25 protein-coding genes are annotated in these 23214 nt (G+C 65.5%); 3 read left to right on the top strand and 22 right to left on the bottom strand.

Going from position 1 to position 23214, the window contains the following annotated elements; all coding sequences use genetic code 11:
- The first annotated feature begins 46 nt into the window (after positions 1 to 46).
- Complete coding sequence (locus LX16_RS24350) at positions 47 to 373, top strand: CU044_2847 family protein (protein ID WP_147144013.1); 327 nt, start codon at positions 47 to 49, stop codon at positions 371 to 373.
- A gap of 19 nt (positions 374 to 392) precedes the next feature.
- Entirely contained in the window at positions 393 to 3035 is a 2643-nt protein-coding gene (locus LX16_RS24345) for a tetratricopeptide repeat protein (RefSeq protein ID WP_147144010.1), read from the top strand.
- On the opposite strand, the gene LX16_RS24340 is transcribed toward LX16_RS24345, so the two are convergent.
- Entirely contained in the window at positions 3021 to 3629 is a 609-nt protein-coding gene (locus LX16_RS24340; RefSeq protein WP_211354746.1) for a VanZ family protein, read from the bottom strand. The two genes, LX16_RS24345 and LX16_RS24340, sit on opposite strands and share 15 nt — an antisense overlap.
- A gap of 269 nt (positions 3630 to 3898) precedes the next feature.
- On the opposite strand from LX16_RS24340, the gene LX16_RS24335 reads away from it, so the two are divergent.
- The gene (locus tag LX16_RS24335) at positions 3899 to 4525 is read left to right on the top strand and encodes a VOC family protein (protein ID WP_147144007.1); all 627 of its coding nucleotides are present in this window, start codon (positions 3899 to 3901) and stop codon (positions 4523 to 4525) included.
- Positions 4526 to 4628: 103 nt separating this feature from the next.
- Here LX16_RS24335 and LX16_RS24330 read toward each other — a convergent pair whose 3' ends face one another.
- The 21 genes from LX16_RS24330 to LX16_RS24230 all read right to left on the bottom strand — a co-directional run bounded on the left by LX16_RS24330 (position 4629) and on the right by LX16_RS24230 (position 23152).
- Positions 4629 to 5774, bottom strand: a complete 1146-nt coding sequence (locus LX16_RS24330; RefSeq protein WP_147144004.1) for a hypothetical protein — start codon at positions 5772 to 5774, stop codon at positions 4629 to 4631.
- Positions 5767 to 6204 carry a hypothetical protein gene (locus LX16_RS24325; protein WP_147144001.1) on the bottom strand — a complete coding sequence of 146 codons (438 nt, stop codon included), beginning with the start codon at positions 6202 to 6204 and terminating at the stop codon, positions 5767 to 5769. The genes LX16_RS24330 and LX16_RS24325 overlap by 8 nt, the downstream gene beginning before the upstream one ends.
- Complete coding sequence (locus tag LX16_RS24320) at positions 6197 to 6748, bottom strand: hypothetical protein (RefSeq protein ID WP_147143998.1); 552 nt, start codon at positions 6746 to 6748, stop codon at positions 6197 to 6199. The genes LX16_RS24325 and LX16_RS24320 overlap by 8 nt, the downstream gene beginning before the upstream one ends.
- A gap of 203 nt (positions 6749 to 6951) precedes the next feature.
- A complete protein-coding gene (locus LX16_RS24315) occupies positions 6952 to 7854 on the bottom strand; it encodes a hypothetical protein (protein ID WP_147143995.1) in 903 nt (300 codons plus the stop codon).
- Positions 7855 to 7899: 45 nt separating this feature from the next.
- Positions 7900 to 8445: a hypothetical protein gene (locus tag LX16_RS24310; protein WP_147143993.1), complete on the bottom strand. Its 546-nt coding sequence runs from the start codon at positions 8443 to 8445 to the stop codon at positions 7900 to 7902.
- A 407-nt stretch (positions 8446 to 8852) separates the two neighbouring features.
- Entirely contained in the window at positions 8853 to 9095 is a 243-nt protein-coding gene (locus tag LX16_RS24305) for a DUF2283 domain-containing protein (protein WP_147143990.1), read from the bottom strand.
- Between the two features lie 70 nt (positions 9096 to 9165).
- Positions 9166 to 10146 (bottom strand): hypothetical protein, encoded by a 981-nt coding sequence (locus LX16_RS24300; protein WP_158645724.1) that lies wholly within the window; start codon positions 10144 to 10146, stop codon positions 9166 to 9168.
- Entirely contained in the window at positions 10146 to 10664 is a 519-nt protein-coding gene (locus LX16_RS24295; RefSeq protein ID WP_147143982.1) for a hypothetical protein, read from the bottom strand. The genes LX16_RS24300 and LX16_RS24295 overlap by 1 nt, the downstream gene beginning before the upstream one ends.
- Before the next feature lie 22 nt (positions 10665 to 10686).
- Entirely contained in the window at positions 10687 to 11073 is a 387-nt protein-coding gene (locus LX16_RS24290; RefSeq protein WP_147143979.1) for a hypothetical protein, read from the bottom strand.
- 69 nt (positions 11074 to 11142) lie between these two features.
- A complete protein-coding gene (locus LX16_RS24285; protein WP_147143976.1) occupies positions 11143 to 11637 on the bottom strand; it encodes a hypothetical protein in 495 nt (164 codons plus the stop codon).
- Positions 11638 to 11948: 311 nt separating this feature from the next.
- Positions 11949 to 12548, bottom strand: a complete 600-nt coding sequence (locus tag LX16_RS24280; RefSeq protein WP_147143973.1) for a hypothetical protein — start codon at positions 12546 to 12548, stop codon at positions 11949 to 11951.
- 487 nt (positions 12549 to 13035) lie between these two features.
- On the bottom strand, positions 13036 to 14130 hold the full coding sequence (locus tag LX16_RS24275; protein WP_147143970.1) for a hypothetical protein: 1095 nt from the start codon (positions 14128 to 14130) through the stop codon (positions 13036 to 13038).
- A gap of 887 nt (positions 14131 to 15017) precedes the next feature.
- Positions 15018 to 15692 (bottom strand): hypothetical protein, encoded by a 675-nt coding sequence (locus LX16_RS24270; protein ID WP_147143967.1) that lies wholly within the window; start codon positions 15690 to 15692, stop codon positions 15018 to 15020.
- A 685-nt stretch (positions 15693 to 16377) separates the two neighbouring features.
- The gene (locus LX16_RS24265) at positions 16378 to 16764 is read right to left on the bottom strand and encodes a hypothetical protein (protein WP_147143964.1); all 387 of its coding nucleotides are present in this window, start codon (positions 16762 to 16764) and stop codon (positions 16378 to 16380) included.
- A 282-nt stretch (positions 16765 to 17046) separates the two neighbouring features.
- Positions 17047 to 17469, bottom strand: coding sequence for a HEAT repeat domain-containing protein (locus LX16_RS24260; RefSeq protein ID WP_147143961.1), 423 nt, complete (start codon positions 17467 to 17469; stop codon positions 17047 to 17049).
- 422 nt (positions 17470 to 17891) lie between these two features.
- Positions 17892 to 18278 (bottom strand): hypothetical protein, encoded by a 387-nt coding sequence (locus tag LX16_RS24255; protein WP_147143958.1) that lies wholly within the window; start codon positions 18276 to 18278, stop codon positions 17892 to 17894.
- A 70-nt stretch (positions 18279 to 18348) separates the two neighbouring features.
- Complete coding sequence (locus LX16_RS24250) at positions 18349 to 19116, bottom strand: barstar family protein (protein WP_147143956.1); 768 nt, start codon at positions 19114 to 19116, stop codon at positions 18349 to 18351.
- Positions 19117 to 19189: 73 nt separating this feature from the next.
- A complete protein-coding gene (locus tag LX16_RS24245; protein WP_147143953.1) occupies positions 19190 to 19639 on the bottom strand; it encodes a hypothetical protein in 450 nt (149 codons plus the stop codon).
- Positions 19640 to 20054: 415 nt separating this feature from the next.
- Complete coding sequence (locus LX16_RS26790; protein WP_158645722.1) at positions 20055 to 21059, bottom strand: hypothetical protein; 1005 nt, start codon at positions 21057 to 21059, stop codon at positions 20055 to 20057.
- Between the two features lie 116 nt (positions 21060 to 21175).
- Positions 21176 to 21811 (bottom strand): RNA polymerase sigma factor, encoded by a 636-nt coding sequence (locus LX16_RS24235; RefSeq protein WP_147143950.1) that lies wholly within the window; start codon positions 21809 to 21811, stop codon positions 21176 to 21178.
- A gap of 168 nt (positions 21812 to 21979) precedes the next feature.
- Positions 21980 to 23152: an RNA polymerase sigma factor gene (locus LX16_RS24230; RefSeq protein ID WP_211354745.1), complete on the bottom strand. Its 1173-nt coding sequence runs from the start codon at positions 23150 to 23152 to the stop codon at positions 21980 to 21982.
- Positions 23153 to 23214: the final 62 nt, after the last annotated feature.

Here is a 23214-nt window from a genome sequence, read left to right as displayed (position 1 = left end):
GTTACCGTGGAGGCATCCCGTCCCCACCTACCGTTGTGAGTCGCCCGTGCGTGAAGTGGTTCCGGTCAAGATCGGTGACACCGAGTTCCTGATGGAGACGGTCGCGTCGCCCTCGGACACCTATGACGGCCTGACGCCGATCAGCGGATCGCTGGAGCCGGAGTCCTTCGACCGGGTCCGCGACATGGTGGCCGCCGTCGCCGGTGAACTGACCACGGTGTGGGAGCGGGTCAAGCCCCAGGAGGCGACCGTCGAGTTCGGCGTCACCGCCGACGTGAAGTCGGGACGACTGACGGGGCTGCTCGTGGGCGGCGGCGCGTCGGCGTCGCTGAAGATCACTCTCAAATGGACGTCCATACCAGACGGTCAATGACCTCGACGGGAGGTTCCCGTTGTCTCCCACCGCCATCGACGACCTGCGACTGTACCGATTCGCCGTCCGGATCGAATCGCCCGCCACCGGATTCCTCGGATCCGGCTTCTTCGTCGCGCCCGGCTACGCCCTCACCTGCGCGCACGTCGTGGCGAAGCTGCCCGACGGTGCGACCGTGAACCTGGCAGCCGGCCCGGGCGCCTCCACCCGGGAACTACGCGGCGTGGTGCGGGGCCGCACCCCCGCCGCGCCCGGAGCCGACGGACTGTGGGCCTGGCCCGACCTGGCGCTCATCGAGGTACGCGACCCCGGCGGCGCCCCACACACCACGCACCCGTGTCCCCGGGTCGACCTGTCACCGTCACCGCCCACCGGACCGCGCCGTCACCGCGCGGTGGTCGCGGTCCGCCCCAACCCCGACGACGCCCGGTCCGCGCCACGGTTCCGCTGCGTCGACTTCATCTGGGAGACCGTCGACGACCACGGATTCTGGTGGCTGACCACCGGCCACGCGCAACGCGGCATGTCCGGCGGGATGCTCCTGGACGCCGAGACCGGCACGGTGGTCGCGGTCGTCAACAACAGGCGGCACGCCTCCGGTGCGGTGGCCACGCCCCTGTCGGCGCTGGCCACCACCCTGCCCGCCGAAACCGTGATCGCGCTCCACACCGATACGACCGCGTTCCCCGAGTGGGACGCCGCGTTCACCCGCCGCCACGACGACGGCTGGCAGGACTACTGGGCCCCCGACAACAGCGGCACCCGGTTCGTCGGACGGGAAGACGAGCTGTCCCAACTGCGGGAACAGCTCGACCGGGCCGGCGGGCTGGCCGTGGTGCAGTCGATCGGTGGATTCGGCGGCGTGGGCAAGACCGCGCTGGCCGTGGCCTTCGGGAACCGGTTCAAGGCCGGGTTCCCCGACGGCCGGGTGTTCCACGACTTCCGCTCCTACCGCGACAGCCGCTCCGACACCGCCACCGACGCACTCGGCTCCGTGCTGGTCGGGGTCGGCGCCGTCCCCGCCGACGAGATCGGCAGACTCGACCACCGGGCCCGTGTCGACCGCTGGCAGGCCGCCGCCGCCGGACGCCGCCTCCTGATGATCTGGGACAACGTGGACAGCGTCACCCAACTCGACGGGCTCCTCGTCCGCGGCGACGGCTGCGCCACCATCGTCACCAGCCGCGAACTGCTGCGGGTCGAGGGCAACATCCCGCCGATGCGGTTGGGCATCCTCGAGGAGGCCGACGCGATCGCGATGTTCCGAATGATCGCCGGCGACGACCACCCCCTCGCGCTCGTGACCGAACTCGTGCGGCGCGACCTGTACGTCCCGGTGCTGATCGGGACCCACGCCGAGGAGGTCGCCAACCACGAGACCTCACTGGAGGAGATCATCGAGGACCTGCCGGAACCGTCGTCGGCCCGGCACGTCCTCACCCACGTCGATCACCAACGCGACCTGTTCGACCGGCTCGCCGGCTCCTACCGGCGACTGGACCCCGACGCCCGGTTCGCGCTGCGGGTACTGGGCGCGCACCCCGGATACGACGCCACCCTCGCGAGCCTCGCCGCCGGAATGGGCTGCGACACCCACGAGGCCGAACGCCGGATGAAACGGCTCGACAAGGCCGGATTCGCGGAACGGAACCACACCGGCCACCGCGACCGCACCCTGCGCGGCTACCGGGCACACGACCTCATCCGGGCCTACGGCCTCCACCTCGCGGAACAGGAGACCGCCGGCGACACCGACGAGAAGACCGCGATCCGCGCCGCCCTCATCGACCACTTCCAACGGCTGCTGGACGACAACCGCGACAACTTCAACGACTGGTTCGGCGTCGAGGCCGACAGCATCCGGGACCTGGCGTTGACCGGGACCGGCCCCGCACACGGCAGGCTCGCCCGTTACCTCGGGTACCGGGGTGTGCTCTACAACCGGTGCGACGCCGCCGAAGTCGGGTTCCGGCACGCCATGCTCATCGACGAGAAACACGGCGACCGGACCCGGGTCGCCCACTCACACTGGGGACTGGGCGAGGCGGCACGGTTGCGCGGCGACCTCGACGCCGCCGACGGCCACTACCGCGCCGCCCTGGAGGTGTCCACCTCGGTGGGCGACGATCCCGGGATCGGCAACGCGCAACGCGGCCTCGGCGAGATCGCACAACTACGCGGCGACGACGCCGCGGCCGAGGACCGATACGGGAAGGCGATCGCCGCATACGAGGCCGCCGGGAAACGACGCCGGGTCGCCTACGTGCTGCGTGGCCTGGCGCGGGTCGCCGAACTGCGGCAGGACTTCGCGCTGGCCGACGAGAGGTTCCGGGAGGCGCTGGCGGTGTCCCGCGACGAGGGCGACGGCGTCGCGGTCGCGTACACGCTCCGAGGGCTCGGTGACATCGCGCTGCTGCGCGCCGATCTCACCGCCGCCACCGGCCACTACACCGACACCGTCGCGGCGTTCGAGGCACTGGGCGACCCGGTCGGCGTGGCCACCGGGCGACGCGGCCTGGCGCTGGTCGCCGAGGCCCACGGCGACCTCGACACCGCGCGGGAGGTGTTGACCGCAGTGATCGAGGTGTTCACCCGGCACGATTCGGTGAGCTGGCTGGAGCGGGCGAAGTCCGACCTGGCGCGACTGTCACGCCGCGCGTGACGGGAACGACGACGCGAGCGGGTCACCGTACGCCTCGGACGTCGACGCGGCGTCCCGAGGCGGCGCGTACCGCAACGGAGAGGCGACCACGATCCCACTCAACAACAGGATCACCACCGTCCCGATCACACATACCCGGGTCATGACGGGCACCGTCCTGGCCCGCAACCGCCGCCGTGCCAGTACGAACAGTCCGAACCCCGCCAGTCCCCCGGCCGTGTTCGTGATCAGGTCGGTGACGTCGGAACTTCCCAGCGCCAGGACGTACTGGGCCGCCTCCAGGAGCAGGCTCGCGCCCGCGACGGTCGCGGCCGTCCGCCACCACCGCCACGACGGGGCGAGCAGTCCCAGGTACAGACCGAACGGGACGAAGAACAGGACGTTGGCGACGGCTTCCAGGGGCGCGCTGCCGTCCGCTCCGGAGCCGGGCACGAACGGCACCCACTTCACCAGGCGCAGCTCACCACCGCCGATGTACGGGACTTCGAGCTTCCACAGCACGATCCAGGTGAGCAGGACGAGGTAGATCGCGAACATCCCGATCCGCAGCGCACGACCGTCGGGGCGGGGCGGGTTCTTCTCCGGAACGGACACGCGAACTCCTCGACACGACGGCGAGCCCCGATCCTAAGGGGTCGGCCCGTTCCCGGCCCGGGGTGAACGGTGTCCGGATGCGTGCGGGTGGTGCTCGTGTGTCGGTGACAGTCGCGCCGGTCGGCGCTGACGGCGAGGCAGGGTGGAGGCGACTCGGTATGGCAAGCGCTTGCCATTCCGGGCCTTCGCCCGCACCTGCGACGCGACTCGTCCGGCATCGATCACGAATCGAGAAGCCCGGGACGGTTCACGCGCATAGCGTGGATCGCATGACTTCAATCGACCACATCACCCTCGAGGTGACCGACACCGCCGCCGCCGAGAAGTTCTACGCCGACGCCTTCGACGGTGTCGCTCCGCTGCGGTTCCGGGCCTCCGACGCCGCGAGCACCGGGTTCCGGGGCTTCACACTGTCGCTCATCGTCTCGCAACCGGCCAACGCCGTCAGCCTCATCGACACCGCGCTGGCGGCCGGTGCCACCTCACTCAAGCCCGCCACCAAGTCACTGTGGGGGTTCGGCGGGGTCGTGCAGGCGCCCGACGGCACGATCTGGCAGGTCAGCACCTCCAACAAGAAGGACACCGCGCCGGTCAGCCGGAACGTCGACGAGATCGTGTTGCTGCTGGGCGTCGAGGACGTCGCCGCGACCAAACAGTTCTACACCGAGCGGGGCATCCCGGTGGCCAAGAGCTTCGGGAAGAAGTACGTCGAGTTCGACACCTCGGGAAGCCCCGTCAAGCTCGCGTTGTACAAGCGCAAGGGACTCGCCAAGGTCGCCGGCGTGTCGCCCGAGGGCAGCGGATCACACCGGATCGTCGTCGGCGGAGACCTGGGTGCCTTCACCGACCCGGACGGCTTCACCTGGGAGAACGCGAACCACGCCACCCCGGCCTGAACCCGACGGGTGTCACTCCACCGGACCGGTCGGTGTGCCCCGGCGGGGACACACCGACCGGTGGACGCGCCTCACGAGAGACCGGGAACCTCGCCCGGCCGCATCACGGCCGCCTCACCCCGAGACGACCGGTGAGCATGACGGAACCGTTCTCCCCCGGCGGATCGAACACCGCACCGTCCCAGTCGTCCGGAGGGTCGTCGCCGGTGTAACTGCCGCGTCCGCCACGGTCGTCGTCCGAACCGCCGTAGACCGTGATGCCGTCCCGAAGCTCCTCGGGGTCGGAGACGTCGAGGATCTCGGGACGCATCGGTACCAGGTCGTTCCCCTTGTCCAGTTCCGCGTTCGAACCCATCACCAACGGGTAGACCACCTGCTCGACGTTCTGGAGCGACGTCAGGACCTCGTCCTCCTCGTCCTGCATCGTCTTGTCCGACTCGTCCAACGCCTTGTAGACGTTGTCGACGACACCGTGGACGGTGTCGGCCCCCAACGGAACGTCCTTCTTGTCGTCCGGAATGAAGTTGCCGCCGATCACGTTCCCCGCCGACCACGCGGCCGACGACAGTCCGATGGCCAGCGGACCGGCGACCCCGGAGGCGAAGGGCCCCGCGACCGCGGCGCCCAGGCCGATCAATCCGCTGATGACCGACAACAGGATCTTCAGGTCGCTTCCCTTGCTGTCGTTGATGGCCTCGAACGCGGCGACCGCGTCCTCTGCGATCTTCTTCGCGTCCCGGCGCCGGCGCACGTAGATCATCTGCATGATCTCCGCGTGCTGTCGCAGGTAGCGTGCCAGGCTTCCCTGAGTGGCGATGATGTTCGGGTACAGCGGCGTCAAATAGTTGTCGACGAGTTCGTTGCGCAGTCGACCGTCCCAGTCGTTCTGTATCTCCCCCTTGGCGGTGTCGATCAGGCCGAAGTCGGCGTCTCCGCCGATCCGGTCGGAGTTCTCGTCGAGGTCCTTGGAGGCCGCGAACACGCCCAGGGCGCCCTCGACCCGTTTCGTCGTGCCGATGACGGAGTCGAAGTCGTCGGGATGGGGTGTGAGGACGTCCTCGAAGCGCTTCCTGAGCGACTCCATCTCCTCGTCGATCCGCTGCTTCGTCTCGTCCGAGGGGGTCTCGTGGTGTCCTTGCCCGTTGCCGTCGATCCAGCTGTCGGTCGCCTCGTCGAGGGCCTTCTCCTTGGCGGCCTTCAGCATCTTCTCCACGGCGTCCCGGATCGCCTCGTCGTCGGGATCAGTCATCGTGCACCTCGCTCCACGAGTCCGGCTGGTTGAAGTTCGGGCCGTCGTATTCGCCCGGAAGCTCCCAATCGACGGCCTCGCCGCCTTCGCTGTCGATGATCGCCTGCATGTCCTGGCCCAGCGCGGTCAGATTCTTCGCGTTGTTACCGTCCACGCGGGTGTAGGCGTCGATGGCCCGGTTGAGGGCCACCTCTGTGGCGTACAGCGAACCCACCGTGGAGAACATCGACCGTTCCAGCAGGCATGCCACGGTGGTCCACCATGGATGGCATCTGCCGTACTTCCGGTCGTCGGGTGTGCCGTTGACCTTGTGAATCTCGGTCAACGGGTCGTTGTAGGCGTTCTCGACCCTGGGGAAGTGGATGTTCGCCACCCGCCACAGGGTGTTGAGGTCCCCACCGGTGACATCGGTGGGTATGTCGTCACTCATGCCGGTCCTCCTTCGTCGGGGCATGTGTCGGTCGGAAGCCGTTGCCGAAGTGCGCGGTGCGCAGCCGCCCGACCTTCACGCGGTAGTCGAGGCTCACCGCCCGGTACGCGCCGAGCACCTCGGCGACGAAGGCCGGTTCCTCCGTCGTCCTCAGTGCCCCGTCACGGATCACGAAGTGCCAGGACGTCATCCCGGTCGTCTCGACGTAGACGAGACGACCCGGCGACATGCCCTTCGAGACCATGGCGGCCTGCGCATCCCGGAAGCGGCGTCGGCCGGCGTCCCATGTCTCCCGGCCGCGTTCCACGACGCGACCGGTCGCCTCGGACAGGGCGGCGTCATAGCCGCGCTGGTAGGCAGTCCAGGTCCGCAACGCCAGGCGCGCGAGCTGGGTCTCAAGGGTCCGCTCGGTGTAGTGCCGGTACGTGCCCGCGCGGAACGCCAGGTTCACCACGCGGTCCCCACGCAGTTCGGCCTCCAGTTGTCCATCGGGCGAGTACACCTTGTGGTGGAGGTTCGCCAGTAGCTCCGCCATGGTTCCCATCGGTCTCTCCCTTCAGCGCACAACCGTTCCACGCCAGGCCGTCGACATCGGACACCCGTTTGCGCCCGAATATATGGCTTCCTTTGGCATGACTACCAGCCACCTCGAACAAGGGTCAAGAAAACGGGCGCGAACGGAACCAGAATTAAGAAACAGACCCAAACAGACATCGCACACCCGACACCCCGCCGGGGCGCCGGTCGTCAGTCAGTCGCCAGGTTCCACGCCGCCACGATCGTTTCGAGCCGCATCCCGATCCGCCGCGTACGGTCGGTCATCGGGGTCGCCGACCGCATCGACGTGGCAAGACAGACCGCATCCTCGAACCACGCCCGGTCCTCGTCCATCGCCGCGCGCACGAAACGCTCTCGCGACGAGCCGCGAGGAAGGAGCAGCGCATCCAGCAATCTCTCCGTGGCGTATGCCGTCGACGACACGTCGCCCGTCTCCACGCCGTGCAGTCCGTGAGCCACCGCAGCACGCAGAAGCCGTTCGATCGGTTCCGGCGACTCACGCACCGACATCGACGGGACCGACGCATATCGCGCGAAGTGTTCGCGTAGCCCGGACTCATCGCCACGTTGAAGGCCGTCCAACAACACGCCGACCTCACTTCGGCCGCCGCACACCCTGCTCAGTAGAGGTGCGCACCTGATCAACGCGAGCCAGAGCCACTGCGCACGCAGTCGGCGCGGGATGAGACGTATCAACTCACGTCGCTGCGTCATGAATGCCGGAAATGAAGACCTCGGGTACCTGCCGGCCATCCAGATCCGAGCGACCCGCTCGTCGATGCGCCTCCACACCACCGAGGCGATGCCGATTCGGTACGGACCTTCGATGTCCTTCGCGCCGTCGCACGTCATGTCGAAGGTGCGTGGACCGGTGAGCGTGAAGGTGAACGACATGGGCGACGACGGCGATGTCCGCCCCACGCAGGCGATGAGAGGCGCGGTCGAGTCCGGAAGGTCCGCGAGCGTCTGCACCTTCCACACGGTTCGCGCCGTATCGGAACCGGGGAGGACTTCGCCAGTGGGCCAGTACGGGACGTGCGACTGAATCGGGTCGAAATCCCGCCAGACGGTCGGGGCGCGGCGGGTGTTCACAGCGCTTTTCTGCGGAAGCTCGGGGTCCCGGCCCGACGGTACGTCTCACGGCGACATCGATCTGATCAGCGACCACTGCAGGTAGGCGGCGTCCTCGATCCGGTCGAAGGAGCTCAACAGGTCGCTGTCCAGTTCGTCCTTGACGAACGCGAGCAGGAACTCCGCGGTGCTCATCTCGTAGAACTCGCACTCGGGACCGTCATGCCCCTGCAGACCTATCAGCCACTCTTCGGCGGGCCTACCCGGCTCCGCCAGCCAGACCAGGGTGTGAGCGTCCTCCGTGGCACCCCACCACACGACCTCGGCGTCTCGGACACCCGGACGCGCGGCGGTGAACTCCGGTTCGGCCTCCCATTCGGTCTTGAAATCGCCGAAGAGACCGCCGTCTTTCAGGGTGTGCATCGCGTCGTCCGGGCCGAACACCTGGAGGTAGAGACCGAACATGCCCGACCCGTACCGGTCGACGAGTTCGCGATAGTCCTCCGGCGGAATGACGCTGGACGTCCTAGCGAACGCCGCCCAGTCCACCGGATTCCCCGAGTTCTCCCGCATCCCGGTCAGCTCGGCGAGCTCCCCAAGCGCATCGGTCATGCCAGCCCCCTTTCCACATGTATCGGCTTACGCCTGATCGACACGAACCCGCCGCCATTCAGGCGCGGTCGCCATCGAAAGCGGACGAGACTCCATGTTGATGCGTAACCGGCCGGACCTTCCCGATGCCACGAGCATGCCCTCGCCTCGTGGACGGTGCGCCCAGGTGGAGAACAACGCCGCCCGGTCGTCGAACCGCGGCTCCACGTCCGTGTCCGCGGCGTGAACCCCGGACCGACCCGGACGGCGTCGACCGAAGCGTCGCCTCCACACGAGGTGAGCTCATACCGGACTCTCCTCTTGGCGATGACGTTCCCGTTCGGATCGAGGTGACGCCGCTTCCCGGATGTGACCGCGGACCCGCACCGGTTCCCCCCCCGGAGCTCTTCGCCTCGAGACGGGCGTCATCAGGAATCGACCACATCGAGGCGTTCGGCGGCGTTCAACAGATGGGCGGAGAGCTTTTCGCTGGCCCCCAGGACCTCGACTCCGAGCAGTCTCCCGTCGGCCCCGAAGTCGAGATTGATCATGCCGTCGACACCGTTCGGGTCACAGAGATAGGTGTGCGCCGACCGTGTTGCCGGATCGTCCGTCAGGTAGATGTAGGCGGCGTCCGCCTGCGCGTCGTAAGTGACCTTCAACTGCACCATGGTCGTGCTCCCGTCTTCGGACATGGCAGCAATCATCCGGCATCACGCCAACCGCCTTACGGGCGGCGCCTCAGATGCTCAGGGTTCGCACCATGGAGCCGGTGCCGGATTCCACGACCGCGATCGACCCGCCGTCGGGAGCGCAGGAGATTCCGTCGTAAGCGCCCTGAGCCAGGACGCGAGTGTCGCCGTCGTCGGGATTCAGCAACACGATGCGCGGGTCGTCGCCTTGCAGTGCCACCGCGAGGTTCCCGTCAGGGCCGCAGAAGGAAACGCCGGTGGCCTCGGCGGGCAGCTCGTACTCCCACAGCGTCTCGTCCTCCCGCGAATGGACGTACACGAACGGCGTGCCGAAATGCGTCGCCACCATCGCCATCACCCCGTCCGGGGACACGACCACCTGACCGGCGTGAAACGCGGCCCAGCACTCCACCTCCTGGTAGCCGAAATCGGCCTCGCCGTCGACCTCGATGTCGTCGTCGAGCCCGTCCCAGGGCACGAAACGACCGTCTTCGATCCACGCCACCGACGCACAGTCGCCACTGTCATAGGACAACCAGCCGTCCCTCACCTCGCCGTCCGGTTCGGGCACCCATGCCGTCGAGATCTGTCCATAGGCGAGGCCGAAGACCTTGTTCCACTCCGCCACCACGTCGGCTACACCGGACGCCGTGTCGTACGAGACCACCATGTAGCGCATGTCGTGGACACACTCGCCCGCCAGCACGATGTGGTCAGGACCGACCACCTGCACCGTGTCCGCCACCCAACAGTTTCGCTGCGCTTGGAAGTCGATCTGGGACATCTCATCGTCTCCCGACACCACATACGGCATCTTCACGCCCTCGAAAGCCGCATACGAATTCGGCTCGTCATCCACCGGCATCGCAGTGAAGTACAACGAGCCGTCCGACGCCCACCACACCGACTCGCCGTACTCATGCAGCGAATCCGGATCCGCGACCGCACCACAACCGGACAATGCGATCGCACCGCTCATCAACACTGCGGCGGCCCGCTTCCTCAAACGCAACACGTCGGCCCTCTTCATCACGTCACCCGTGTCGTAGTCATCCCACCGCGCATCAGGGCCAGTTCAGTAGCCCGAGACGGCATTCGCGGCATACTCCATCCGGCATCGTGGTCCGTCGGCGTGCCCGCCTCGACTTCCGGTTTCGGCCGAACCGTCACGCCCTCACTGCGCATCCGGCTCGAACGGCTGCGCTTCTCCCGGCCGGTCGGGATCATCCGGAAATCGTCGACCTCGTCGAGAAGCTCCGGGTGTTCCGCGATGTACGCAAGCATGTCGAAGAACTCTTCGTTGAACCTCATGTGCGCCTCGCGCCGGTCCGACCACACATCACTGTCCAGCATCAGGCGGTGTGCCTCACCGTGCCCACATTCCCGCAGCACCATGAGGACCTTCACCGAATCGAACATGCCACCGCCGGCGCCACGGACCGCCTGCATCATGCCCTCGATGTCGTCTCGAACATGGAACGGTCGCGCCCTCGCCACGAGCTCCTGAAAACCGACGTCCGCCATCCAACCCGCACGCACGTCGGTCATCCGTCGGATCTCCTTCCACTTCTCATGCCGCGTCAACGGTGATCGCACCGCACACCAGGGCCAGTACGAGCGGACCATGCAGCCGCACCCACGCCTGCTCGCCCATCTCGTCGTGCAAGTCGATGATCGATCCCGTTCCCGGTGGCCAGGCACCCGTCTTCGGAAGATGCATCACGGACATCTCGTCCACGAACGCCTCACCGACGAGTGCGAGGTCCGACACCGACAAGACACGCACGCTCTCGAACCGGAACACCACCCCGCCGGCATCCGCCACCTGCGCCAGGTGCAGATCCACGACGCCGCTCCCGGCTGCCCCGGAGACGTCGAGCCGGTCCACGACCGCCCCGACGCATCGGCGGGCGACCACATCGGCACGCGCGCAGCTCGCCGCGAAGTCGGAACTCATGCACATGGCACGATCGGCGGGGGCTGGTTCATCTGTACTCGCGACGGGAACGGTCTGATCGTCATCGCCTTACGACTTCACGAACCTGGTACGAACGTCCTCGGGGATGTCGGGGTGCGGATTGAGCCATATCACCAGGACACCACTCTCTTCGGTGACCTCGATGTTGTCCATCGTGCCGTTCTCTCTCAGTGGTTCGCCACCGTTGACGGACACCCCTCTCCAGCGAAGCCTCACGGAAGAGAACTCACCGTTCTTCGACGGTTCACAGCGGAAGGAGGTGTTGGGCTCGTTCGCGCAGAGTTGCCAGGTGCCTGTGACAGTCAGTCGATCGCTCAATTTTCCGTCGCCGTAATCCCAGAGATCGGCGGGAAAGTTGTCGAGCGTGAATGTCCGTCTCTCAGTGAGAATAAGGGTGGCGTCAGACCCCGAATCCCACTCACCGATCAACAGGTCCGCTTCCAGCCGTGGCGGGGACGCCCCGCACCCGGACAGAACGATTACCAGAAATGACGCCAGCACGACCCCGAACGGCGTCAGTCGGCGCCTTCGCACCTGCTTCACATCCGTCGTCCCGCCAGGAGTGGTCGAATCAGCGCTGAAGACTCGTACGACAAGCCACACGGCCGTGGCCGGGCGGCCACTGCCGTCGTGACGACGATCGGCGGGGAGGCTGGGAGCATCTGTACTCACGGAGGGGATGGCTCGCGGCGGCAAGCGGGGGCGGACACGACGGCTGTGGAGATCCGGAAACCGACACGGCACCGGAACTCCACCGATGACCACTTGCCGAGATGATCACACGGGACACCGAATCTACAACACGCACCGATAGATGGCTGGCTCCTATACGTCGGCCGGTCTCACGCGGACTTCTACCGCATCGCCTCGGAGGACATCAGAGCCCTGATTGATTCGATGATCACTTCTTCGGAGAGGTCGTTCGGACTCCGGAATTCCGGATCGGCGGCATAGTTGTCCATCAAGTGGAAGACCTCGTTCAGCAACCATGCCAGCGGGTCCATGGTCCGTTCACCGTTCTGCGCGGCAACCCGACGAGCGTGCCACCAGGCACGGCTGAACTCCGGCAACGTCATCCTCCCGTCGAGCAGATTCCGAATCGCGGCAAGCTGACGACCGACGCCCGACTCGGCCGGGACCTCGGCAACATGCCGCCATGCGTGGTTCGTGGGCGGGTACGTTTCCGCGATTCGAGAGACCTCCGGGAAGGCGCGTCGCACCTTCCGCGCGTATCGACCGAAGCCGGCCCTGAGCGCGTCCACACCAGACGGGGCGTACACCGGCGTCAGGTCGGCGCGGAACCGAAGCAGTGCGTACCCGTCCGGCGTGATCCACAACATCGATGCGCCGTCGGCGGTCGCGATCAGCCGCTCACCGCCCAGTTCACCCGAGTACGGCCGCATGTCACCGGTTGTCGCGTCGCACTCCACCAAAGCAGAACCGGTCTCCGCCATGCGTTCGACGCGACCCGCGATCCCGGCGGGAGCCGGAAGCGGAACCACTCGCGTATCCACCCGGCCCGGCATCGACTCGAACACGGTCGCCAGTACATCCATCAGTACTCCCTCCGACACCACGTGCCGGTGACCTCGATACCGTGTCATATGTCGTTCTGCTTCGTCGGTTCACTTCGTGCACCGACGAGGAGGCGACACCCATTCGGCTTCCTTCCCGACTGCCGTCCTGACGAGGATCGGCGGGGGCTGGTTCATCTGTACTGGCGAAGGGGACGGCTCGCAGCGGACACGACGGCGGTGGAACTCCGGAAACCGACGCGCACCGGAACTCCACCGATGACCACTTGCCGAGATGATCACACGGGACACCGAATCTACAACACTCACCGATTCCCGGCCGCCGTCCGAATAGCGACGCCGGCGGGCTTCGCACCACCGGATGCCGGACGATCGGTGCCTTCCAGTCAGCCGGGCGCAGGAGTCGCTAGTCCGATGTGCCACCGGAGTAGAACATCGCGCGGAGCACCGCGACGAGCAGGGTGATGGCCCCCACCGCGAGGGCAGCCGCGATGAAGCCCCTACCGTCCACGTAGGTACGGCCCTTCCGTTCACTCACCAAGGCGGCGGCCCGGCGGTCGATCGCCTCCCGTTTCCTCCGCTTCCCCTGTTGCTGCCTGCGCGCTCCAAGCTCTTCTGCGAGTTGCCTCGCGCTCGCCTCCTGCACCGGTTGGTCCGGTGCGTGGCCGGAGGGCTCGGGCTCACCGGGCTCCCCGCGGAGCAACCGCAAGGCCGCGTAAGGATTGAACGTTTGTGGGTCCGCCACGGATTCGCGAGAGGCGGAGCGACGATCGGGCCACGGTCGCGGAGACAACTCGGCCGTGTGGGCAAAGCTCGCAGTTCCGCCGTTGTCAGCGCTTGTCCCCGCCCAGTCGTCCGCCTCTCTGAAGTCGGCGTAGAACCAGCGGTTCCATTCCACCCGCAGATCAACCCAGGGATATCCAGCCCGAAACTCGTCAAACGCGCTACGGCAGTATTTGCAAGGCCCGTGTTCGGTGAAGAGATAAACCACCGGGCGGGGATTCGGTCCGGATGACGCCTGGATCTCCCTTAGACGCTTCCTCACCCGCGCCAAGGTCTTCGGTTCGGCGCAGTCGCACCGCTCCTTGGGCCGGCGTGTCACCGACCTCCCTTTGGGCACGTAGCGGGGTCTCCCGTCCGACATCGTCGGGTTACCACTGACGTCGACGGCGATCGTCACCGTGACGATCGTCTCCGCCTCGGTCTGTCTCGACTGTCCCACGTGGCGCACCACCGCCGCCGACAGGTTCGCGACGTCCTTCTGAGACAGGCTCGCCCCGGCAGTGGTCGTCCAACCCGCCACCGACTTGCGTTCCGCACCCAGATTGACGGTTGGAGGATTCTCGAACCCCTTATCGCCGAAGTACCGCTGCACGGCGGCGTTTCCGGCGCGCATTTGCAACGCCAGGATCTCGCTCTTGACGGGATCGGCGGCCGGTGACGTTCCCTTCCCCAGGGGAGAGCGGTGCGTCGCCTCCGACGACTCACGATGGTCGTGCATGGCCGACTCCATCACATGCGGGAATGTCCAGCTTCACATGGTTCGCCCGATTGGTCCCCGCCCGGAAGGGCAACCCTTCGCGCAATCCTCCGTTCCTCATCGGGCGTTTTCACGTCCGACGGTGCCACTCGCTTCCCCGACACGACCGATACCGGGCCGCCGATCCGCTCCTCCGGGATGGTAGATGGACACCTTTGCGCAGTAACTCAATATTCGGAACTCGGTTACTCGGCATTCGCCCACTCAGCCTCTTCTGCCAGGCGTCCATGAATTCAGATAGCGCCCTACTGCCCGCGCTCACATGGAGATGAGAAGGCAAGTCACCTTCCGGATAGATCAGTTCTCTCATCCCCTCGGGATAATCGAGGTCTGCCCACGCCGAGTCAAGAAGATCGAACCGAGTCGGCAAGTGGGCGACAGCGCTGACGATAGTCACACAAACATAGTACTGCCAGACATCGCCGGATTCACCTGTCTCATGCCGCCGCAAGTCAGCCGCAAACCCTCTAGCCGAATCGATATCTTCCGAAAGCAGAAGGCAGATCTCCGACTCCTCGCGGGTCAGAGGCAGCCCTCTCCGGTTCAGCTCATCAACGACCTGCATGAGCGTACTTGTGTCCATCAAGCCGGTACGCCATCCATACGATAGCTCTCCCGAATACGGAAAGCCGAACTCAAAGAATGACTCCGGATAGAGTTTGGCCCAAACCTCTCGCATTGCTACACCCCTCGACTATCTTCGACTCGCCTCAAATGTCTCATGCACGAGCGTCCCAGTCCGGTCTACGTCCCATTGAAATATTCCTGCTCTTCCATTGACTTTCTGGTATCGAAACGTGCATTACTGTGAGAGGCTCATACGGTTTGTCCGGGAGCGCCCGACCACCTTACGCAAAAGACCCCACTATGCGTGTGATTCTTTCATCAGCGCCGGCACTGGTCGTCCAGACCTTCAGCAGCGGTGGCATTATGCCATTCAACATGCTCCATATGTCCGTCGCATAAACCATCGTCGAGTCGCTCGCAAGCCAGAAAGTATGGTACCCACAAGCAGTTGGCACCAGTTTGAGCCCCAACTCCTGGTCGACCCGAAGTGCGTCTACGGCAGCGCGCGCCGTATTTCGTCTCATGTATCTCTGCGCACCTTCGCCTAGAGCTTCAGCTGCTGAGAACATCGCGTCGCATTCGATCAACGAGTCGAGATCGCTGAACTCCCTAATGCCAAGGAAGTCGATACCTACTTCAACCTCTCCATCGAGCTTAACCGAAGCACCCAATGGACTTCCCGTTTCGACCGCATACAGTATTTCCACGTCATCGCCCGGATCTTCCGGGTCACAAACCGGTGCGAAGGTGACAGGGGAATCAAAGAAGCCACTCTTGTATGAGAGGCCGCCATATCGCTCCTGTATGCGATCCAACAGGTTGACCATTACGTCATTCGGACGACCATAGACCTTGATAATCTCCCGTTGGAGGCTTTGGCCCGTCAATCCCCTTTCGAAGTTCACTCTTCGCGACGAAACACGAAGGAAAGAACGCGCTCGCTCCGACAGTTCCATTGGCCGGTCAACGATATATAGACCTTCCGTAACGCTCATCAGCCACCTCTCGATGTCATGCCGAGAGCCGAAAGGAGAAGGCTACTCGATGAACATGGCGCCATGACCTACCTATGCCAATGGCACCAATACAGTTGGAATGAATACCGACCGTTGTAACCGAAACCGGGTCGTGCCAAGTTTCATGAGCTCTCGGCACCACTCGCCTCACTACGGCCGGCATGCTTAGACCCACAGGCTGTCAACGCCGACACCAGGCCGGCCTTCCCGGGATCGGCCCAGGCGCGCCAGACGGCGGATGGACCGCAACCAAGAGTCCAGACGGCCGACCACCTAAACTTTCACTCACCGTCCCGAGACGCTTCCGTTTGATAATGCTTTCCCGGATACTATCCGGCAATGGCACTAAGACGGTCCTCTGCTCCGTCGCCGCGGTTGTGGACTAGGGTGCGGTGTCGTCGGTGGCTTGGACGTAGTAGGTGTGGAAGGTCGCGACGGTGAGATTGTAGGTGTGGGTCCGGGTCTCGTAGGCGCCGATCGCAGTGGCCTGGACCCAGGTACCGGCGGAGGTACGCAGCCAAGCCCCGGTTTGAACTACCGACGGCTCCGGCTCTGGACGGCGCCATCGTTGTCGGCCGAGATGATCGCGCAACCTGCTCCCGGTCAGGCCGATCGGTCTCTTGTCTCATTCGTCGAGGTCCGACCGCTGACCGTGAGCCCTTGCAGCAGGGTCCGAGGGCTTCACACCCGCGCAACAGATCACCCTGCTCGATGTCTCATCCAGGACCACCTGGAAGTAGTACCCGCCTCTAATGCGGTCATCTATGAACCCGAGGAAGACCTCAGCACCGGAATATTCACGGAGCGCGGAGATGGCCTCGGGCAGGGCGATGGTCGGTTGCCGTGAGCGCCGGACTGTTCGTTCCCTACGTTCGAGAATGGCGAGCAGGTGCTTAGGAGACATCCCGCCATGCCATATATCAAAGGCCGCTCCTGCTTCCAGCGCCGCAACCGCCATCGAATAGGCCTCGTGATCACCGACGAGCAGCTCTGACAACCGCGCCCTGTCCACGTGAGCTCCTCTGTAGTGAGGCACTCGTACGCCCACCGCGGACGCATGTGCCGTCTTTTTGAATCCGTCTATTCCAGCAGAAGATCGACCCCGTCCGTCGTGAGGTTGGAGACCAGGCGAAGTACTAGCGTGGCCCATTGACCGCTCGCGCGGACTCCGTCTCAAAGAGAGGTCCGTGTCTTTTCAACAGGTCGTCCACCTACCGTTTGCGCGTGGCGTTGCACACCAGGAGCTCCAGGCACACAGACAACTCTCCGCATATGCAATAAACCATAAAGTCGGCTATGTTACTCCATTAAACGACGCCACGCCTAGCGCGATCGCGTAGCCGAGCTTCGGCCTGTTCCGAAGTATCTGATCCTCTGATTCCAACAAGCTACACAACGCATTGTGTGCACGTGTTCCAGGCATATACGAGAGCGCCCATATCGCCTTAGTCGCCAATGCGCGACTCTCATCGTAATCAAGATACCGGGGAATCCATTGAGTCGCTCGAAAAATCGCATCGATCGTATCGGGATGGCGGAGCCTACCAAGCACTGACACCACGTCTTCGTGGCTATGATGCCAATCGGCATAACTCAGCTCCACCAAGAACTCTCGATGCGCATCTTCAAATCCGAACGTATTAACAACAATCAGCGCCAACTCGACGTCGATAGCATCCTTGTTCAGGATCGCGTCCCTAAGCAATTCCTTGCCCAAGGACTTTCCGTCCTCAACTCCGAAATGCCTCAGTATATCCTCTCCGTTACCAGGCTTCCTTCCTCCCGGGTATACGACCAAGGACAAAATACACTCCCGGCCTCTAGGTGTCACGGCCTGACCACTCTCCATGAGGTTATGTCGTCATTGAACATTTCCAATCCAGCCCCCGTCCCCAGTCGTTTTCACGTCCGACGGTGCCACTCGCTTCCCCGACACGCCCGGGTACCGGACCGCCGATCCGCCACCTGCGAGATGGTACGTGGACACCGGCGCAGCGGCGGACTCGACTTCCGTTGCGAGTCAAGCCGTTCAGATGACGTCGGAGCGAATGCCGAGGGTTGCGGCTCTCAGCTGCGGCCTCGTTGTCGGCCGAGATGATCGCGCAACCTGCTCCCGGTCATGCCGATCGGTCTCTTGTCTCATTCGTCAAGGTCCGACCGCTGACCGTGAGCCATCGAACCGGAGTCCGAAAACTTCACTCCAACGCAACAGATCACCCTGCTCGATGTCTCATCCAGGACCACCTGGTAGCGGTAGCCATCCCGGTCACGGTCATCTATGAACCCGAGGAAGACTTCAGCACCGGAATATTCACGGAGCGCGGCGATGGCTTCAGATAGGCCGATGGTCGGTTGCCGTGAGCGCCGAGCCCTTCGTTCCCTGTTTACGAGCACGGCAAGCAGGTCCTTAGGAGGCATCCCAATATCCCAGACCTTGAAGGCCGCTCCCGCTTCCAGCGCCGCAACCGCCATCGAATAGGCCTCGTGATCACCGACGAGCAGCTGCGACAACCGCGCCCTGTCCACGTGAGCTCCTCTGCAGTGAAGGAATCATGCGCCACACTGCACAGGGCATGTGCCGCCTTCTTGAATCCGTCTATTCCAGCAGAAGATCGACCCCGTCCGTCATGAGGTTGGAGACCAGGATGTCGAACTCGGTCGTCGGGCCACTAGCAGTGTCGAAGAGGTCTACCATTCGCGCACGAGACAGGGAAGCCCGCCGCCACACCAGTCGAAAGCCACGGGGAGCGCCGTGACCACCATGGCAGCACTCACGCAGCGCCATCAGGCAGCCCCCGAAGTACCCGCGCGGCCCGTTGACCGCTTCACCCAGCGCCAGAAAGAAACTGGTCGACTCGCTGATCGATGCGCCATCGATCGATACGGCGTCGGTGGAGTCCGGCCGCCTTGAGAATCCCGGCCGCGTCATCGCACTGACCCGGACATTGTCCAGCCAATCCGACTGACGACTCAGGGGTAGCGCCTCCCACCCACCCAGTTCATCACGGGGCTCGGTTCTCCAGCGATCCCAGATATCGCGACAGCCCGCAGCGGGAAATCTACTCTTGATTCCGCTGAAGGTGACGTCTCCGGCCGCCTCGATCAACGTGACGCCCCAAAGCAAGTAGCCACCCATGAGTTCGCCTGCGGAGTCGAGTACTTCCAGTCGGACCTCTTCCAGCAGGGAGGCGGGGTCGAAGCCAGGTGCCGGTGTGAAGCCTCTCAACGTCACGACCCGTTCCCACGGCCCTTCGCCCTCCCACTCATCGAAGGGCCGATAAGGACTCGAACGACCGACGAAGAAACCGTCCACCTCGTCGAAGTGCCCCAGAACGGCACCTTCCGAAGACAACCGATAACTCATGAGCCACCGTACCGGGTATACCGCGCTGACCGCGTGGCGGTATAGCCCCACCTGGGGATGTCCTGGTACCGGCTCAACGCGTGGCTTGCCCCCGATGTCCGAGTGGGTCATTCGTGCGGCCTTTGGATACTTCTCTGAACAGACGGCTGCCTATGGCAACCGTTCCAGCGTCGCCACGTGCTGGTAAACGTCTTCCTGCCGTCATGACGCGGGCGGAACGGAGCCAATCCTCAAACGAAATCACCACATTCTCAAGATCGGCTTCGAAGCCTTTCAAGGAGATTTCTCCCTGGTCGAACTTCCGCCATAGCTCGACAAACCGGTCCACGATCTCACCTTGGGCTATCAAGACGTCGGCCAACTCATGGCCGTTCAACAACGGCTTTCCTTCGGCTAGCATCCATTGAGTGCTCGCCGCCTCCGCAGTGATGCCACGGCCGGCGAGCTCCACGGCACGGTTCGATGGGCGCCGGTCAAGAATCACCGACACCATCACGTCAAGAACTTCAGAGTTTCTAACCATCGGATCCGCCCTCCAAGCGGAGTCTTCACGACGAGGGAAAAGCCGATCAGGCCATTCCGTTCCGGAGAACCGCTTTCAGATCCAAAGGATGGCATCCATCGGTCACTGTCGCGCCTACCCTCTCACCGAACCCGGATACGGGTGACGGGCCGGGTTCGGGCTGAGACCGTACCGGGGCGTTCACGCGCCGCGTTCCGCCGGCGTCGCGCCCGGGCGCTCGGGTCGTGGCGCTCAGGGGATTTCCGGACCGGGGTGGTGACCGGGCGTGGCCGAGGCGGAACCGGGTTCCTCTGTGGATGACAGTTTGGACGCCGTACACGAGCCGCCCACCGGTGGCCGCTTTCTCCAAGCCGGGGCGGAACGGGGAGTGGCCGGTGGGTGGGCGATTCCACTCACCGGCCACTCGTCACGAAGGTCAGCCGGTCTCGCCGGGCTCGTCCACCACGGCGGCGTCCAGTCGGATGATCTCGAACTGCACCTCCCCCTCGGCGATCTCGACCGGTCCGTTGCCGCCGTCGAAGGTGTGGTCCTTCACCGCCTCCGAACGGATACCCACGAACTCGTAGCTCTCGGGGTCCACGAGCAGCTGCTCGAAACGCCAGCCCTCCTGGATACGGCCGACCGCGAGGAGTTCGCGACCGTCGACGGTCACCGTCTCCATCTCGGTGGCCCCCGGGATCAGTGCCGCAGCCTGCCACAGCGCCGCGGTGACCTCCGGCGACAACAGGTTGTAGCCGAGAGCACCGATGACACGACTGAACAGCTCCGCGTTGATGTCCTCCTCGGTCATCGGCGCCTCTTCGCCGGTGCCCTCGCCCACGTCGGCGCCCTCTTGGTCGCCACCGGATCCGTCGTCGATCCCGGGCTCCGGCGATTCCCCGGAGTCGGCGGGCGAATCACCCTTGTCTCCGGTGTTCTGCGTGATGTCCTCCCGCAACACCTCCAGCAGTTGCTCCGGATCGGTGGGCAGTGTGGACAGGAACGGGTAGTAGTTCTCCTGCTCCCACACGGACAGCTCACCGGTTTCGGGGTCGATCGCGGCGAGCTCGGTGCCGTCGACCGAGGTCCACTCCTCGAAGACGGTGTCCGGGTCCTGTCCCTTGTCCTGCGCGACGGATCCGGTGGCCAGGCCCCGTGTCTTGACGTAGATCCACTGGTCTTCGCCGGGTGTCTCGAACGATTGGTTGGCGGCGTACGAGGCCGCCAGTTCGAAGGTCTGACCGACGGGGGTCAGTGCGGTGTCCGACGACTCCTGCGCCTCTTGCGCCGGTTCGTCCGTGCCGAGGGCACCGGTGCCGATCACCACGGCGGCCACGGCCACGGCGGCGACGCCGGCCGTCGCCGCGGCGGCGAAGCCGAATCGGGGCGTCAACCCCCTACGCGGTTTCGGTGCGGTACCCGAATCTTTGATCTCACTCATCAGGAACTCCTGTAGCTGGTCTGTGCGGCCCCGGCCCAGGTCGTGCTCCGCCAGTCCCGGAAGCATCCGGAGTAGTTCCTCCCGGTCTGGCCGGTCTGTGTGTTGCGGGTCGGTGTTCATCGCGCGATCTCCTGGGCGGGCCGGACCGCGGTGGCGCGGTCACTCTTTAGCTGTCCGGGGCGGGGTTCGAGTTCCCGGTTTCTTTCTGAAGGTGTGGCGGCACGGTCGGTGACGATTCGGGCCAGCTTGCGGCGCGCCCGCGACAGCCGGGAGCGCACGGTGCCGACGGGGATGCCGAGCGCCTCCGCTATCTGCGCGTAGTCCAGTTCGGACCAGACGTACAGCGTCAGCACCTCGCGTTCGGGCCTTCGTAGTCTCTTCAGGGCGGCCAGGCTCGCCGCCAGCCTCTCCCGGTCGTCGATGCGCGCCACGACCTCCTCGGAGTGGTCCGGCGCGACCTCGGGCTTCGGAAGTCTCGCCAGGACGTCGCCGTATCTGCGGGCGGAGCGGCGGACGTTGCGTGCGACGTTGGTGGCGATGCCCAGCAGCCAGGCGCGTGGGGGCCCGGCGTCGTCGTCGGCGTCCAGTCGTTCGCGCAGTCGCCACGCCTCCAGGAACGTCACCGAGGCGACGTCCTCGGCCGTCGCGCGGTTCCCGGTGAGCCGATACGCGTGGTGGTAGACCGATCGGAGGTGTTCGTTGAAGAGTTCTTCGAACGCGTCGTAGTCGCCGGCGCGAAGCCTCGCGCGCATACCTGTCTCCACATCTGTACCTGTCCACGGAGCCGATACGGTTCCCGTGACCTACGTCACATGTGAGCTGCCCATGGTCCCGGTCGAACCGGAACGGTCCCGTGAGCCCGCCCGCGCGGCCGGTCCACATGCGACGTGTGAGCAGGCCGCCCGGGAGACGGCGGACCGTCAGTGAGCGGGCCGGTTCAGGCGGGCCGCCTGCTTCAGCAGGTGGGCGCGTTCCGCGACGCTCGCGGCGGTCTCGGCGGCGACGGCGTACCGGCGGGCCGCGGCGGCGTGGTTTCCGGCGCGTTCCTCCAGGTAGGCGGCGACCGCGTCACGGCGGGGCAGGCCGGGGTCGAGTTCTTCGACGAGTCGCAGTCCCACGAGCGGCCCGTCGACGTGCCCGACCGCCACGGCGCGGTTGAGGGCGACCACCGGGTTGCCCGGGGTGAGCCGCACCAGTTCGTCGTACCACTCCAGGATCTGCGGCCAGTCGGTCTCCTCGGCGGTCGGCGCGTCGTCGTGGAGGGCTGCGATGGCGGCCTGTGCCTGGTACTCACCGAGCCGGTCGCGGGCCAGCGCGTGTTGCAGCACCTCCACGCCCTCGGCGATCATGTCGGTGTCCCATCTGGAGCGGTCCTGGCGCGGCAACGGCACCAGGTCGCCGGCCGCGTCGAAACGTGCCGCGCGGCGGGCGTGGTGCAGCAGCATCAGCGCGAGGAGTCCGGCGATCTCGGGGTCGCCCGGTTCGGCGGCGGCCAGTTGCCGGGTGAGGCGGATGGCCTCGGCCGCCAGGTCGGTGTCGCCGATTCCGTCGCCCCGGTCGCGGGCGCCGGCGAATCCGTTGTCGAACATGAGGTACAGGACCCGCAGGACCGCCCCGACCTCACCGGGCCGCTGGAATCGCGCGCCGCCGAGGGTCCGTTTGGCGCGGGAGATGCGTTGCGCCATGGTGGCCTCGGGAACCAGGAACGCCCGCGCGATCTGCGCCGTGGTGAGGCCGCCGACCGCGCGCAGGGTCAACGCGATGGCGGACGCGGGTGTGAGGTCGGGGTGGCAGCACCGGCTCAGGAGTAGCAGGGTGTCGTCGGTCTGCTCGGTGGGGCCGGCGGGTGGGCGGCTCGTCACGGTCACCTCGCGCATCGCCCGGGCCGACGCCGAGCGCCGCATGTCGAGGAATCTGCGCCAGGCCACCGTGATGAGCCAGGCCTTGGGGTCGTCGGGGGCCGCGTCACGGCGCACCGCCTCGACGAGTGCCTCCTGGACGGCGTCCTCGGCGGTGGCGAAGTCGGCGCCGCGCCGCACCAGGACGCCGAGTACCTGCGGTGCCAGTTCTCGCAGCAGTCGAGGGGTGATCATCGGGGTCGGTCTCCTGTCACGGTCGGACGAACGGGCGGAGCGTGTGGCCGGTACCGGCCACA

The organism is Stackebrandtia albiflava, assembly GCF_007994225.1.
Taxonomy (GTDB): domain Bacteria; phylum Actinomycetota; class Actinomycetes; order Mycobacteriales; family Micromonosporaceae; genus Stackebrandtia; species Stackebrandtia albiflava.
The sequence above is the reverse complement of the archived record's forward strand: the minus strand, read 5'-3'. Positions and strand labels throughout refer to the sequence as shown.